Consider the following 15,092-nt stretch of genomic DNA (forward strand, 5'->3'; position numbering starts at 1 on the left):
TCAATAACTTTGCACGCTTGAGGTAATCTTTTTGTACTTAATAAAGTTAATTAAATGAAATATTTTTCTAATTTATTGGTATTGGTAGTATTAATATCAATGATAGCTTGTAAAAGAAAAGCAAGTCAACCACCAGCTATGGTACCAAATTTACCTGCGGTTGCTGTAGATCAAAGAACCGTAGAAAGCTTTTATATTTATCCTGCTGATATTGAAGGAAAAAACAACAATGCAGTTAGAGCAAAAATATCAGGTTACATTAAAAAAGTTTTGGTAGATGAAGGCGATGTCGTTAAAAAAGGGCAGCTACTCTTTCAACTAGAAACCAATGTTCAAAATCAAAGTGCTAGTGCTGGCAAAGCTCAAATTGAAGCAGCTAATGCTAATATTAAAGCAGCAGAAGCTCAAGTTCAAGCAGCTCAGGTAGAAGTAGATAGACTAATTCCACTAGTACAAAAAAATATCATTAGCAATGTTCAGTTAGAAACAGCTAAAGCTAAGTTGGCTCAAGCACAAGGACAATTATCTCAAGCTAAGGCAGCGTACCAAGTAGCTCAAGCTAGTTATAAAGGTACTGTTGCCAATATCAACTTTGCCAATATCACTAGTCCAATTAATGGTATTGTAGGAAAAATTAATTTTAGAGAAGGTGCTTTGGTAAGTCCACAAGATCAAATGCCATTAACGAATATCTCTCAATCTGGCGATGTATATGCTTATTTTACTTTGAATGAAAAGCAATTCATTTACTTCTTTCAAAATTATCCAGGAAAAACTATTGATGATAAACTTAAAAATTTGGGTGATGTAAGCTTACAACTAGCAGACAATAGTATTTATCCAATTAAAGGAAAGATTGAAACATCTACAGGACAAATTGATCCTAATACAGGAACAATACAGTTTAGAGCAAGTTTTAAAAACAATGGCTTACTAAGCAATGGTAGTACTGCTAAAATTATGATTCCAAGAATATTTAAAGATGTTTTGGTTATTCCAGAATCAGCTACTTACGAACAACAAGGTTTTGTATATACTTATAAATTGCAAGGAGATAGTGTAGTCAATGTTATTGTAACGCTTTCAGATAGAGTAAACAACTTAGCAATTATTGAAAGTGGTTTATCTTTAAATGATACAGTGATAGCTTCTGGAGTGGCTAGCTTAAGAAATGGCATGAAAGTAAAACCTAATTTGGTAAATATAGATTCCATTACCAATATTAAAGTAGTAGAATAATGATTAAAACTTTTATCAATAGACCTGTACTTTCTTCCGTAATATCTATAGTAGTCGTGTTGCTAGGTATTATTGGAATTAATAGCTTACCAATTACACAATATCCTGATATTGCTCCGCCAACTATTATGATTAGTGCTAATTATAATGGTGCAGATGCTCAAACTGTATTAGAAAGTGTTATTATTCCAATAGAAGAACAAGTGAATGGTGTAGAAGGAATGACTTATATTACTTCTACAGCAGACAATAGTGGTGGTGCTAGTATTACAGTTTATTTTGAACAAGGTGTAGATCCAGATATTGCTGCGGTAAATGTGCAAAACAGAGTAGCAAGAGCAACACCTTTATTGCCAGCAGATGTTACGCGTTCTGGTGTAGTAACATCAAAACAACAAACGAGTGCGTTGATGTACATGTCGTTTTATTCTAAAAATAAAGCTTACGATGATGTTTTTATTCAAAACTATATCAATATTAATGTAATTCCAGGTATAAAAAGAATTAACGGTGTTGGTGGTGCTAGTGTTTTTGGTGCTAAAGATTATGCTATGCGTATTTGGTTAGATCCACAAAAACTGGCAGGATTCAATTTAGTACCGAATGATGTAATTAGAGCAATTAATGAACAAAGTGCACAAGTAGCACCAGGACAGCTTGGACAAAATAATGGAGAAGCATTTCAATATGTAATAAAATATAGTGGAAAATACAATGAAGTACAACAGTATAAAGATATCGTTATTAAAGCATCACAAGGTGGACAAATACTACGATTATCTGATGTGGCTGATATTGAGTTGTCTGCATTTTCTTATTCGTCAAAAGGTGAAACTAATGGTATGCCTACACTTTCATTAGGTGTTTTTCAAACAGCAGGTTCTAATGCACAAACCATTATCAAAAATATAGAAGCTTATTTGGCAGATGCTAAAAAATCTTTTCCTGATGGAATAGAATATACTATTAACTATAATACCAACGAGTTTTTATCTGCGTCTATGGAAAAAGTGTTAGAAACTTTATTCGAAGCATTTATACTTGTATTTATAGTCGTATTTATTTTCTTGCAAGATTTTCGTTCTACACTTATTCCTGCAATAGCTGTTCCAGTCTCTATCATAGGTACCTTTTTCTTTTTAAATGCCTTTGGTTTTTCTATCAACTTACTAACACTTTTCGCTATGATTTTAGCTATTGGTATTGTGGTAGATGATGCCATTGTAGTTGTAGAAGCAGTACATGCCAAAATGGAAACTACACACGAAAAAGACATAAAAAAAATTACTACAGATGCTATGAGTGGCATTACTACAGCTATTATTTCTATTACATTGGTAATGGCAGCAGTATTTATTCCTGTAACTTTTACACCAGGACCTTCTGGCGTTTTCTATAAGCAATTTGGTATCACATTGGCAGTATCTATTATTATTTCGGCAGTTAATGCATTAACGCTAAGTCCAATGTTATGTGCTTTATTTTTAAAACCACATAGCAACGAAGAAAAAAAGAAAAGTTTTGTACAACGATTTTATGATGCTTTTAATCGTTCTTTTAATAATATGACACAGCGATATGCTAAAGTTGTTGGCTTTATTATTGGTAGAAAATGGATTGCAGTACTTGTTTTAGTATTATCAGGCATAGGTATTTGGTATGCAAGTAATACCACGCCAACGGGTTTTGTACCAAACGAAGACAGAAAAATTATCTTTGCCAATATTGAACTACCTCCAGGAAGCTCTTTAGATAGAACTTTTGCAGTATTGAAATCGTTAAATGAAAAAATAAACACACTAGATGGTATAGAAAGAATGACTTATATTGCTGGTAGAAGTTTCTTTGGTGGAAATGGCAATAATGGCGGTTTAGCATTTATTAAATTAAAAGATTGGGAAGAAAGAACTGCTAAAGATTTATCTATAGAAGCCATTACAGGAAAAATGTTTGGCATAGCTGCTACCATTCCTGATGCCAAAATTGTATTTTTTGGTCCACCAAGTGTGCCAGGTTTTAGTATTAGTTCTGGATTTAACGCTGAACTACTAGATAAAACTGGTGGTAGCATTGCTAATTTAAACAATGTAAAAAATCAGTTTATTGGTGCTTTAATGCAAAGACCAGAAATACAATATGTTCAAAGTCCATTAAATACCAACTATCCACAATACGAGTTAGAAATTAATATGCCTTTAGCTAAATTAAAAGGTGTTTCTCCATCTGATATTTTTAGTGCATTAAACGGTTATATTGGTGGTCAGTATGTTGCCGATTTCATAAAATATGGTAAGCAATTTAGAGTAATGCTTCAAGCCAATGCCGAATCAAGAAATGATGAACAAAGTTTAAACGGAATTTCGGTTAGAAATGCACAAGGACAAATGATTCCTATTTCTCAATTTGTAGAGTTGAAGAAAGTATCTGGTCCTCAATCTATTTCTAGATTTAATTTATACAACTCAGCTTCCTTAAGTGGTGCACCAAACCAAGGATTTAGTTCTGGTGATGCCATTAAAGCTGTAGAAGAAGTAGCTGCTCAAACACTACCACAAGGTTTTGGCATCGACTATTCTGGTTTAACTAGAGAAGAAATGAGTGCTGGTTCTCAAACAACTATGATATTGTTAATCACTATTATTTTTGTGTTTTTGATTTTATCGGCTCAGTACGAAAGTTTTGTATTGCCATTTGCCATTATTTTCTCATTGCCATTAGGAATTATGGGAGCGTATATGTCGCAAAAAATTGCAGGATTAGAAATTAACATCTATTTCCAAATTGCATTAATTATGCTCATTGGTTTGCTTGCAAAAAATGCTATTCTAATTGTAGAGTTTGCTTTGCAAGAAAGACATAGAGGCAATTCTATTATAGATGCTGCTATATTAGGAGCTAAAGCAAGATTGCGACCAATATTAATGACCTCTTTTGCTTTTATTGTAGGATTAATGCCATTGGTCTTATCAAGCGGTGTTGGTGCTAATGGAAATCACTCGTTGGCAACTGGAGCAGCATTTGGTTTGCTCATAGGTACTATATTAGGTGTAATGATAATACCAGTATTGTTTGTCGTATTTCAATCCATACAAGAAAAAATTAAACCATTAACTATAGATAGTAAAAATTAAATTATGTCGAAAAAAATAGCATATATACTTATCCTATTATTACTGTCTTCTTGTAGCATCACTAAAAAATATTCAAGACCAAGTGTACCTACAATAGATAATTATAGAAATCATAGCACTCAAGATTCTGCTACTATTGCTAATATAAATTGGAGAACTTATTTTAATGATGCATTGCTAGTCAATCTTATAGATACTGCTTTTGCTAATAATTTTGATGTTCAAAGAGCAGAACAATCTTTAAAAATAGCCAATGCATTGTATAAACAAGCCAATGTACAGTTTTATCCAACAGTAAATTTAGGATTAAGTGGTAGTGTAAGCAAGCCATCGAATACTACTTTTCAAGGAAGAAATATTCCTGCAAGCCAAGCAGTTACAGATATTTCTATTGGACCATCATTCAATTGGGAATTAGATGTTTGGGGAAAATTGAGAAGTCAGAAAAAAGCAGCACAAGCAAGTTATAATCAAACCATATATCAACAACAATTTATACAGTCGGCAATGGTTAATGCTATTGCCAATTACTATTTTTTGCTACAATCGTTAGATGCTAAGATTGAAATATTAAACGCTACAATAAAAAATAGAGAAGAAGGAATTACTACTATCAAAGCATTGAAAGAAGCAGGTAGCGTAACAGAAGTTGCTGTAAAGCAAAATGAAGCATTGTTGTATAATGCACAAGCATTGCTAGAAGATGTAAAAAATCAAATTGCCATTACAGAAAACACACTAAGTGTTTTAATTGGAAAAGCACCAGAAGACATTAAAAGAAGTCCATTAAACACAGACATTATACCTAGTAAAGCGTGGCAAACAGGTTTCCCTACGCAATTACTAGCCAATAGAACAGATATTAATGCAGCAGAACAAATTCTAATCAATGCATTTGAAATGGTTAATTTTGCCAGAGCTAGTTTCTATCCAACTATTGGAATAAGTGGAAGTGGTGGATTAAACAGTATGAATTTTGCTAACTTATTTAATATTCATTCTTTATTTGCCAATATTGCAGGAAGCATTACCCAACCGCTATTTAATTTACGACGATTAAAAACGCAGAAAGAAGTGAATATTGCCAAACAAGAAATTGCTTTGATTGATTTTAAAGAGAAGATTATTACAGCATACTCAGAAGTAGCCAATGAAATCAGTACGCTAAACACCAATGCCAATAAATTAAAACTAAAAGAGCAGGAGAAAGAAGCATTATTCTTAGCTATAGACTATTCTGAGGAATTACAAAAACAAGGATTTGTAGATTATCTATCAGTACTAACAGCAAAAAATAATGAACTCAATGCAGAACTATCATTAATAGATATACAACTAGCCATACTTACAGCCAAAGCCAATTTATACAAAGCACTTGGTGGTGGTTGGCAATAAAAATAAATTGCTAATTTGGTATTTTTCGTATCAAAACAAACAAAGTAAAAATCATCATAGCAAGGAAGTATAACGCCGTCATATTGAGCGAAACGCAGTGTAGCGAAATATCTCCTTACAGGAAATTGCAACACTATATGAAGTTACTACAATGGTACTTGCAGGAGTCTACAACACTGTATGTAGATAACTACAGACTACCATGTAGCAACTGCAATACCATATGTAGATAACTACAGACCAACATGTAGCAACTGCAATACCATATGTAGATAACTACAGACCAACATGTAGCAACTACAACACTGTATGTAGATAACTACAGACCAACATGTAGCAACTACAATACCATATGTAGATGACTACAGACTACCATGTAGCAACTACAACACTATATGTAGATAACTACAGACCACCATGTAGCAGCTACAACACTATATGTAGATGACTACAGACTACCATGTAGCAGCTACAACACTATATGTAGATGACTACAGACTACCATGTAGCAGCTACAATACCATATGTAGATAACTACAGACTACCATGTAGCAGCTACAATACCATATGTAGATAACTACAGACCACCATGCAGCCACTACAATACTAAATGTAGCTAACTACAGATTATATTTTATTGCGTATTTTAAGTATTTTAATGAAAAATACGCAAATTATAAATTGCAAGGATATTCAGAATACGCAAAAACATATCTTTTATATAGTATTGAGAATAAAAACATTATAAACAAAAAATATTTTTAGCAAAAAAATATACGCAAGTTATTTTATTGCGTATATTTGAGTGATGTGCGAGATTATAAAACATGCTACTGTCAAAAACAAAGAAAGAAAATTGTATCTTTGGAAATTGAATTGTAACATTGAAATAAAATGAATCTAAATAATATTAAGAGTTTTACTGTTCTTGGTCTTTTTGGGACAAATGATGTAACAATACCATTTAAAGACGGTATCAAAATTTTAATTGGGGAAAATGGTCTTGGTAAAACTCAAGTATTAAATCTTTTTTATTACACACTTGAAAGAAATTTCTTTAGACTTGGAGAGTTTAATTTTGATAAAATACTCGTTGAATTAGAAAAGGAAACTATACAGATTTCAAAGAGTCAAATTGATGAATTGGTGAAGGAAGCATTTAGTGACCCATCCATTCAAGATTTTATTGAGGAATTTGGTTATTCGCATTTTGAATTTCTTAAAAATAAATATATTCAACTTAAGGGAAATCGATTTCAGTTTGAAAGAGAATTAGACACTAACTACAGTTATAGTAAGTATCGAAAGTATCCATTGCATAGAATTTTTAGGATATTTGATAAATTAGAATCAAACAATTCTAATATATTTAATCATCAAATAAAAAACTGTGAAAGCATAATTAATGATGCAATCAGAGGTTATGACATTATGTATTTCCCTACTTATAGAAGGGTTGAAGAAGATTTACATAGCTTAGGCTACGATGAAGATAATATTAACTTCGATGAAGACAAAACGTTAATCCAGTTTGGAATGGATGATGTTCAAAGACGATTTAATTTTATACAAAACACAATTGATAAGCAACTAAAGGAGGGATTAGCTCAGTTTACAAAAGACATTTTAAATGTTGTAATTGAAGATGAGCAACCTCGAAATAATCTATTTGACAAAATCAATGAAGAAGATATTGACATTATCCTTTCAAGGGTTGGAAATTTACTACCTCAAACTCAAAAAGACTCTGTGAAAAATATCATCATCAAAAAAGAGTATAAAAACCAATTACACGGCTATTTATTACAAAAATTGATTGACATATATGAAAAGCAAAAAGAATTAGATAACTCTGTAAAAGTATTTAGGGATGTTTGTAACAAGTATCTTATCAATAAAGAAGTCTTTTACGATGAAAGTGCTATTAAAATTTTTATAAAATCACATTTTACAGGAGATGAAATAAAACTTAGTAAACTATCCTCTGGTGAAAAGCAAATTGTTTCAATATTTTCCAAAGTATATCTCTCAGAAAAAGATAAGAGGTTTATAGTTTTATTTGATGAGCCCGAATTATCATTGAGTATGATTTGGCAAAAACAATTATTGCCTGATATTTTAGATTCTAAGAAATGTGACTTTTTGCTTGCTGTCACACATTCCCCTTTCATTTTCGATAATGAATTAGACCAATATGCTGTTGGATTAAGTGAATATGTTAGCGGCTCTGCTGAAACTTTTAAACACGGCGAATTAAACTAAGGTATTAAAGTAATGAGTTCATATATTCAACAATTAAGGCAGAGTAAGGATAAAGCTACAGTTGCATTCCAAGAATTTGCTCTTTCAACAAAAGCGTACAGTAACCATTTGTTTTGTTTCTTTGAAGGGAAAGATAATCCTTACTATGTTCCACGTATAAAAAGCTTTACAGAGACAATATTCCCTATTAATTGTGGTGGAAGAGATAAAGTCTTAAGAGTGTTTGAACTCATATCAAAGCAAGATGTGTACAACAAATACTCTAAAGCCTTCTTTATTGACAGAGATTTTAACAATCCTCTGCAAAACAATAGAGATATAATTTTTGAAACTCCTTGCTACTCTATAGAAAATTTGTATGTAAACATAAATGTATTCGAACAGATACTTATTCATGACTTTCAATTTTCAAGAAACGATACAAATTTTGAAGTATGCATTTCTTTGTTTAATGAAAGATTTAAAGAATTCAATTCTTCTGTAAGTCTTTTTAATTCATGGTATGCTTGTTTGATAGAAATTCGAAATCAATCAGGAAAACAAACTGGTGTTCAGCTAGATGAAAAATTACCTAAGGGATTAGTCAACATTTCATTACAGAATGTAGCTTCAAACTATGATTTCGCAAGCATTAAACAAATTTTTCCAGAATCTACAGATATTGACGAAGAAACTTTAAATAATAAAGTCAGAGAATTTAAAAACTGTGATTCAGAATTAATTTTCAGAGGGAAATATCAATTAGAATTTTTGATAGCACTGTTGCAGTTAATTATAAATGATTCAAAGTTCGAACAACATTATATAAAAAGTAAAATTAACTACTCATTTGATAGTGTACTTAATCACAAACGTGCATTAACTCTGTTTACAAACTACGCTTCAACACCCGAAAGTTTAAATAAATTTCTTCATGACATAACAACAAAAAACTAAAAAATAATCTCGCCCAACAAGGGTGACCGTTGCACAACTGGGTAAAAAATGCTAAAAACTATAAGTATACACTATTATATATACTTATTTATATAAATTATATTTTGGTTTTGGTATTTTTATGTGGTACTTTTAGTAGCTTACTGGTACACAAATGTTAAAAATTAAGCTTTTTATAGCATTTTTTAGCCCTTTTTTGGCTATTTCTATTGCTTTTATGGCTGTTTTTCTGGTTTGGCTTTTAAGAATAAATAAATTAAAAACAAAATAAACGATTTGGCTCTGAGCAAACTTGATACTTTATCTGTATCTTGTGTACCCTACTTGCCATATACTAATTGTTGACGGTCATGCCATCAGAACGCTCGAAACCAAAATTCAACTTGTGGGACAGACAAAAATTTTGTAAATTCATAGTGTGAAAAAACAAACTGAAATACAATTAGATTTTATTGTGGATAAGTTGACAAACTCTATCCAAAACACTATTTCGGGTGACAGTTTTTCAACCGAAATTTCAAGATTTACTATAAATGACTCTAAACAAACGACCAAAAAGAATGGTTGGAATTTTAATTGGAAATCTGAACTGAATAACGATATAAATGAAGTTTATAAATTGACAATTGTAGGAAATCCTGACATCATCCAAGGCGTTATGTGTATTCGCAAAGAAACCGATCATATTTTTATGAATTTGCTCGAAAATGCACCTTTTAATTTAGGACGAAATAAACTTTACGAGGGAGTAGCAGGAAATCTTGTAGCATATGCTTGTAAACTTTCATTCCAGTTTGGATTTGACGGGTTTGTTGGTTTTACGGCAAAAACAAAACTTATTCAACATTATGTTGATACATTGGGAGCATATCATTTTGGCGGACACAGAATGATAATTGAAACTCACGCTGCAAAATATTTAGTCGAAAAATATTTTAAAACTTAGAAATTATGGGGCATATAAAAGAACCAAAGGGCGTTGACTTTATTATCCAAAGCAAACCTTTAACAGACAAAGAAAGAGCAGAAATTAGCAAATATATTGCCGAGTATAAAGAGCGGAATAAAAAGAAATCGGCAACAAAAACGAGAACTAAACAACCTGCTTAACGAAAGGCACTAACCGCTAACATTGGTGACCGTTGCACAACTGGGTAAAAAATGCTAAAAACTATAAGTATACACTATTATATATACTTATTTATATAAATTATATTTTGGCTTTGGTATTTATGTGTGGTAATTTTAGTAGCTTACTGCTACACAAATGTTAAAGATTAAGCTTTTTATGGTGTTTTTTAGTGTATTTCCATTGCTTTTATGGCTGTTTTTCTAGTTTGGCTTTTAAAAATAAATAAATTAAAAACAAAATAAACGATTTGGCTCTGAGCAAACTTGGAAGATTATTGCTTTCTACTGCCTTACATGTCATACCCAAAGAGTTATCCATAATATTAACCAATCCTACCAAACAATTACAACTGTTGCTATACAACCACTAAATAGAGAAATCATTAAAACAGTTACATTACGGTTTTCAATACAAAAAGTCAATAAACATTATTATTACTTGTAGGAAAAACCTATTCACAGAATATTGTGTATATTGGAGGTAGCTTGTAATCTGAAAAAATGAAAATTAAGGAATTAGAAATATATTGCTTTAACTTATCAAAACAGATTGATTTTTACGCACAAAAACTAGGATTGGAATTGATAGAACAATCTAATTTACATGTAACATTTCAAGTTGGAAATTCAAGACTTAAATTTGTACAAAATGAAAAATTTCAGCCATATCATTTTGCCATAAATATTCCGTGCAATCAAGAAAATGAAGCTTTAAAATGGTTACAAGAGCGAGTAGAAATACTAAAAGATGGAAATAATGAAATTCAAGATTTCGACTTTTGGAATGCTAAAGCAATTTATTTTTACGATATCGACAAAAATATCGTAGAACTAATTGCTCGGAAAAATCTCCTTAATCAAAGCACCAAAATGTTTACTACAAATGCTTTATTGGAAATATCAGAAATTGGAGTTCCTGTAAATAACATAGAAAGTACTTATAACAATTTAAAAGAAATTGTTGGATTGAAAATATTTGATGGTGGATTTGAGAGGTTTTGTGCAATTGGCGATGAAAATGGTTTATTTATTGGTCTCAAAAATAGTTAAAACTATGCACTTTAGTGCATTTCGCTTTAGCTTCTAAAAATGTTTACTTTTGTAGTATGGAATACCAAAGAGTCAATGGTCATAGCGTATCACGGCTTACAGTACATATTGTATGGGCTACAAAATATAGATATGCAGTATTGGAAGGAGATATAAAAGTAAGGTGTAGAAGTCTTTTGATACAAATATGTGAAGCAGAAGATATTTTAATATTGAAAGGAGTGGTATCCAAAGATCATATTCATATGCATATAGAATATCGTCCATCACAATCAATAAGTAGCATGGTAAAATTATTGAAAGGACGCAGTTCACGAAAATTACAGATAGAGTTTCCAGAGTTAAAGAAGAGATATTGGGGGCGTCATTTTTGGGCAATAGGTTATGGTTGCTGGAGTACAGGTAATATAACAGATGAAATGGTAAATGAATACTTAGAACATCATAGGAATCCAAATACGAACTCAAATGATAATTTTATAATTGAATAGAGAAGTACTGTCCGAAATAGGACTTTCAGTCCGTAACAAAACTATGGACTTTTAGTCCATAGTGGTTTATTTGTATTAATAAACAGGTTAAAGATTGGTTTCCAACTAACGATAAAGCATATTCTTCAGAATTTACAATAGATTTTTCCGAAAAAGAGAAAAATTATAAAATCGAATTTAAAAATGGGAAATTAAATGACTGTACCAATTACTATGCATGATATAGCAATCAAAGAAGTACTAGTAAGGAGAGTGTACTATTTAATTAAATTAAAAAAATAATCATGCTAAAATGAATATTCCAAGAGTTAAAATTTGTTGTATCAGTAGTATAGAAGAAGCTAAAATGGCTATAGCTTGTGGTGCTGCTGCATTGGGTTTAGTTGGACATATGCCAAGTGGTCCAGGAGTAATAAAAGACGAGTTAATTGCCGAGATTGTTAAAATAGTTCCGCCACCTATTGCAACATTTTTATTAACAAGTGAAACAAATTCAAGAAACATTATCAATCATTATAAAAAAACAAATACTACTACCATTCAAATTGTAGATGAATTAGAAGAACGAGCATACGATTTGCTACGAAAAGAATTGCCTAATGTAAAACTGGTGCAAGTAATTCATGTTATTGATGAACATTCAGTAAAGGAAGCAATTGAAATATCTAAGTTTGTAGATGCCATATTATTAGATAGTGGCAATCCGAATTTATCGGTTAAAGAATTAGGAGGTACAGGCAGAACACACGACTGGGAACTCAGTACGCAAATTAGAAATTCAATTGCTATTCCAATTTTTCTTGCAGGCGGACTAAATAAAGACAATGTAAAAGAAGCCATTACAAAAGTACAACCATTTGGATTAGATTTGTGTAGTAGTGTACGCACCAATGGCAAACTCGACAATCAAAAGTTAACAGCATTCTTTAATGCAATCGAAGCAATAAAATAATTACTAATACTTTTACAACTGCTTTCAAATACTTGGAAAATAGTTTAATTGTCTCACTATTTTTAGTGATTTTTTAGTACTTCTTAACTATTTAGAAACATTTTAGCTCGTTTTTGCGTAGAAACCAATGAACTAAACTTTGTTATTTTATGAAACAACTTAAAATAAACACTAGAATTACATCTAGAGATAGCGTATCTGTAGATAAATATTTGAACGAAATTTCCAAACTTTCTTTACTTAATGAAGAGCAAGAAGTTGCTTTAGCAAAAAGAGTGAGGCAAGGTGATGCAAAAGCTTTAAATGATTTAATTAAAGCCAATTTGCGTTTTGTGGTTTCTGTTGCCAAACAATATCAAAGTCAAGGTTTGTCGTTAAACGATTTAATTAATGAAGGCAATATTGGGTTGATAAAAGCAGCCTCCAAATTTGATGAAACCAAAGGATTTAAATTTATTTCTTATGCTGTTTGGTGGATTCGTCAGTCAATTTTACAAGCATTAATAGAGCAACCAAGAGTAGTGCGTTTGCCAATGAACAAAGCTACTTTTTATAATAAAATTTTGGTAGCTTCTCAAGAGTTCGAGCAAAAAAACGAGCGAGAACCATCTAATATGGAATTAGCAGAAATTTTAAATGTAGATGCTACCGACTTAGCTTTCTTAAGAAGTACGCTAGCTTATCACTTGTCAATAGATTCGCCATTAGATAATAATAGTGATGAAGATAGTTCAACGACCAACTTAGATTTAATGCAAGATTATAATGTAGAAAATCCAGATGATGAATTAATGAAACAATCAATGCGTCATGAAATAGAAAATGCCTTGCATCAGCTTACAGATAGAGAAAGAGAAATTTTAGAACTCTATTTTGGTATCAACAATAACAAATTGGCATATAGCTTAGATGAAATTGGTAGCAAATTAAGCTTAACAAGAGAAAGAGTACGACAACTTAAAGACAAAGCACTTAGAAAAATTAAAAGACACGCTAAAAATAACAGCTTAAATGTTTATTTGTAGCAAAAGAAAACTTTTATAATCTAGTTGTGCATTTAGATACAAAAAAAAGTAAAAATCGTCATTCTCAACTTGATTGGGAATCTTTTTTACGATTTTTACGACAGATTCCAGATAAATTTCTCCGTTATACTACGAAATTTTCTGGAATGACGCCCAATGCACAACAGGTTTTTATACATACTGATTAAAAGCATCAATTAGTTTATCTGTCCAAGGAATAGATTGTTTGCCATTAGTAGCTACAATAATGCCTTCACCATGTGCTGCAATTTCATTATTTTTACTACAATTTTTTACCACATGATGTACTATTAAACTCGTATTACCTACTTTTTTTATAGCAACGCTTATTTCAATCTCATTAGGATATTTTACTTCTCTAACAAAATTGCATTCTAGTTTGGCTACTACAATTTTTATTTGCTCAGCAGCCAACAGTTTCCAAATACCGCTTTCATTAAAAAAGGTAATTCTGCCAGTTTCAAAATATCTAAAATATTGTACATTATTAATGTGATTAAAAGCATCCATTTCGCCCCAATAAACTTGCTGTTTTATAGGAAACGGAAATTGCAACTGGTCTAATTCTTGAATTTGCATGTGCGAAGATAAAAAAAATAGTCATTTGATTAATGATTACAAATACTCAAACAACTATTTTATAGAATCTAAAATTCTTCTTTATCCACATCTTTAGCTAAGTTTTCTATAGCTTCTTTATTGAGTAATATTTCTAGTGTGTCATCAGGCAAAGTATCGGTTGGCTCATTTATAATAGCTTTATCTTCTTTTTGATATTTTTTATATTTTCTTTCCTTATATTTTTCTTTGCGTTTTTCTAAGGCAGCTTTGCGTTTCGCTCTTTGCTCTGCTTGTTTTAACTTTTTCAACTCAAGCTGTGCTTCTAACTCTTTTTGTTTTTCTGCTCGTCTTAAAGCTTTGGCTTGTTTTTCTTCTTCGGTCATTGGTTCAACCATTTTCACTTGATGTGGTTTAACTTCAAATCTATCGTCAACAGGAACTTCAAATGTCCACCATAAAAATTGTATTAAACATGTACCAACACTACGCATTTGCACACTAAACGACAATAAATGATTGAGTGCTTGAAAAAAAGCAGAGATATTACTTAGATGAGTTGTAGTTTTAAAAATTTCGGTACTATTGCCTTTAATTTTTTTAGGATAATGGTAATTCATTCTTCCTATAACTAAATCAGAACTATTATATACATCAGTTTCTATAGATAAAATTTTTATAGGCAAAAAAAACGAATTAGTAATTCGTATATCTGTTTCAGTTTCAACTTGTGTTAAGCCAATTTTTTTAGTGCGTACTTCAATAATATCTACCATAGGTCTAGACTGTGCTTTTTTAATCACAATCTTGTGTATCCATCTTTTAATAAATCCAAACATATTGATTATCAATTATCTGTTAAAATAAAGCAAATTATTTTATAAATTCCTATGCATTAGTT

Annotated in this window: 13 protein-coding genes; 11 read left to right on the top strand and 2 right to left on the bottom strand. The window is 31.1% G+C overall.

The genetic code is table 11. From position 1 onward, the window contains the following. The first annotated feature begins 54 nt into the window (after positions 1–54). From H6553_05465 to H6553_05515, 11 genes are all read left to right on the top strand, one after another. Complete coding sequence (locus H6553_05465) at positions 55–1,239, top strand: efflux RND transporter periplasmic adaptor subunit (protein MCB9033265.1); 1,185 nt, start codon at positions 55–57, stop codon at positions 1,237–1,239. Then, complete coding sequence (locus tag H6553_05470; protein ID MCB9033266.1) at positions 1,239–4,370, top strand: efflux RND transporter permease subunit; 3,132 nt, start codon at positions 1,239–1,241, stop codon at positions 4,368–4,370. The genes H6553_05465 and H6553_05470 overlap by 1 nt, the downstream gene beginning before the upstream one ends. Before the next feature lie 3 nt (positions 4,371–4,373). After that, the gene (locus H6553_05475) at positions 4,374–5,765 is read left to right on the top strand and encodes an efflux transporter outer membrane subunit (protein ID MCB9033267.1); all 1,392 of its coding nucleotides are present in this window, start codon (positions 4,374–4,376) and stop codon (positions 5,763–5,765) included. 894 nt (positions 5,766–6,659) lie between these two features. Next, complete coding sequence (locus H6553_05480; protein MCB9033268.1) at positions 6,660–8,027, top strand: AAA family ATPase; 1,368 nt, start codon at positions 6,660–6,662, stop codon at positions 8,025–8,027. Between the two features lie 12 nt (positions 8,028–8,039). Continuing rightward, entirely contained in the window at positions 8,040–8,963 is a 924-nt protein-coding gene (locus tag H6553_05485; protein MCB9033269.1) for a DUF4435 domain-containing protein, read from the top strand. A 418-nt stretch (positions 8,964–9,381) separates the two neighbouring features. Further along, positions 9,382–9,909, top strand: coding sequence for a hypothetical protein (locus H6553_05490; protein MCB9033270.1), 528 nt, complete (start codon positions 9,382–9,384; stop codon positions 9,907–9,909). A 5-nt stretch (positions 9,910–9,914) separates the two neighbouring features. Beyond that, the gene (locus H6553_05495) at positions 9,915–10,073 is read left to right on the top strand and encodes a hypothetical protein (GenBank protein MCB9033271.1); all 159 of its coding nucleotides are present in this window, start codon (positions 9,915–9,917) and stop codon (positions 10,071–10,073) included. A gap of 522 nt (positions 10,074–10,595) precedes the next feature. Further along, positions 10,596–11,144 carry a VOC family protein gene (locus H6553_05500; protein MCB9033272.1) on the top strand — a complete coding sequence of 183 codons (549 nt, stop codon included), beginning with the start codon at positions 10,596–10,598 and terminating at the stop codon, positions 11,142–11,144. A gap of 56 nt (positions 11,145–11,200) precedes the next feature. Then, on the top strand, positions 11,201–11,635 hold the full coding sequence (tnpA, locus tag H6553_05505; GenBank protein ID MCB9033273.1) for an IS200/IS605 family transposase: 435 nt from the start codon (positions 11,201–11,203) through the stop codon (positions 11,633–11,635). Positions 11,636–11,927: 292 nt separating this feature from the next. Next, positions 11,928–12,587 (top strand): phosphoribosylanthranilate isomerase, encoded by a 660-nt coding sequence (locus tag H6553_05510; protein ID MCB9033274.1) that lies wholly within the window; start codon positions 11,928–11,930, stop codon positions 12,585–12,587. A gap of 149 nt (positions 12,588–12,736) precedes the next feature. Then, positions 12,737–13,612 carry a sigma-70 family RNA polymerase sigma factor gene (locus H6553_05515; protein ID MCB9033275.1) on the top strand — a complete coding sequence of 292 codons (876 nt, stop codon included), beginning with the start codon at positions 12,737–12,739 and terminating at the stop codon, positions 13,610–13,612. 171 nt (positions 13,613–13,783) lie between these two features. Here H6553_05515 and H6553_05520 read toward each other — a convergent pair whose 3' ends face one another. Next, entirely contained in the window at positions 13,784–14,212 is a 429-nt protein-coding gene (locus tag H6553_05520) for an acyl-CoA thioesterase (protein MCB9033276.1), read from the bottom strand. 68 nt (positions 14,213–14,280) lie between these two features. Next, positions 14,281–15,030 carry a hypothetical protein gene (locus H6553_05525; GenBank protein MCB9033277.1) on the bottom strand — a complete coding sequence of 250 codons (750 nt, stop codon included), beginning with the start codon at positions 15,028–15,030 and terminating at the stop codon, positions 14,281–14,283. Between the last annotated feature and the right edge of the window lie 62 nt (positions 15,031–15,092).

Source organism: Chitinophagales bacterium (assembly GCA_020636535.1).
Classification (GTDB): Bacteria; Bacteroidota; Bacteroidia; order Chitinophagales; family JADIYW01; genus JADJSS01.

Bases quoted from the DNA above. Each gene is read 5' to 3' on its own strand.
- H6553_05525 (MCB9033277.1), bottom strand. From the start codon at position 15,030: ATGTTTGGATTTATTAAAAGATGGATACACAAGATTGTGATTAAAAAA.
- H6553_05500 (MCB9033272.1), top strand. From the start codon at position 10,596: ATGAAAATTAAGGAATTAGAAATATATTGCTTTAACTTATCAAAACAG.
- H6553_05520 (MCB9033276.1), bottom strand. From the start codon at position 14,212: ATGCAAATTCAAGAATTAGACCAGTTGCAATTTCCGTTTCCTATAAAA.
- H6553_05465 (MCB9033265.1), top strand. From the start codon at position 55: ATGAAATATTTTTCTAATTTATTGGTATTGGTAGTATTAATATCAATG.
- tnpA (MCB9033273.1), top strand. From the start codon at position 11,201: ATGGAATACCAAAGAGTCAATGGTCATAGCGTATCACGGCTTACAGTA.
- H6553_05485 (MCB9033269.1), top strand. From the start codon at position 8,040: ATGAGTTCATATATTCAACAATTAAGGCAGAGTAAGGATAAAGCTACA.
- H6553_05480 (MCB9033268.1), top strand. From the start codon at position 6,660: ATGAATCTAAATAATATTAAGAGTTTTACTGTTCTTGGTCTTTTTGGG.
- H6553_05495 (MCB9033271.1), top strand. From the start codon at position 9,915: ATGGGGCATATAAAAGAACCAAAGGGCGTTGACTTTATTATCCAAAGC.
- H6553_05470 (MCB9033266.1), top strand. From the start codon at position 1,239: ATGATTAAAACTTTTATCAATAGACCTGTACTTTCTTCCGTAATATCT.
- H6553_05475 (MCB9033267.1), top strand. From the start codon at position 4,374: ATGTCGAAAAAAATAGCATATATACTTATCCTATTATTACTGTCTTCT.
- H6553_05510 (MCB9033274.1), top strand. From the start codon at position 11,928: ATGAATATTCCAAGAGTTAAAATTTGTTGTATCAGTAGTATAGAAGAA.
- H6553_05515 (MCB9033275.1), top strand. From the start codon at position 12,737: ATGAAACAACTTAAAATAAACACTAGAATTACATCTAGAGATAGCGTA.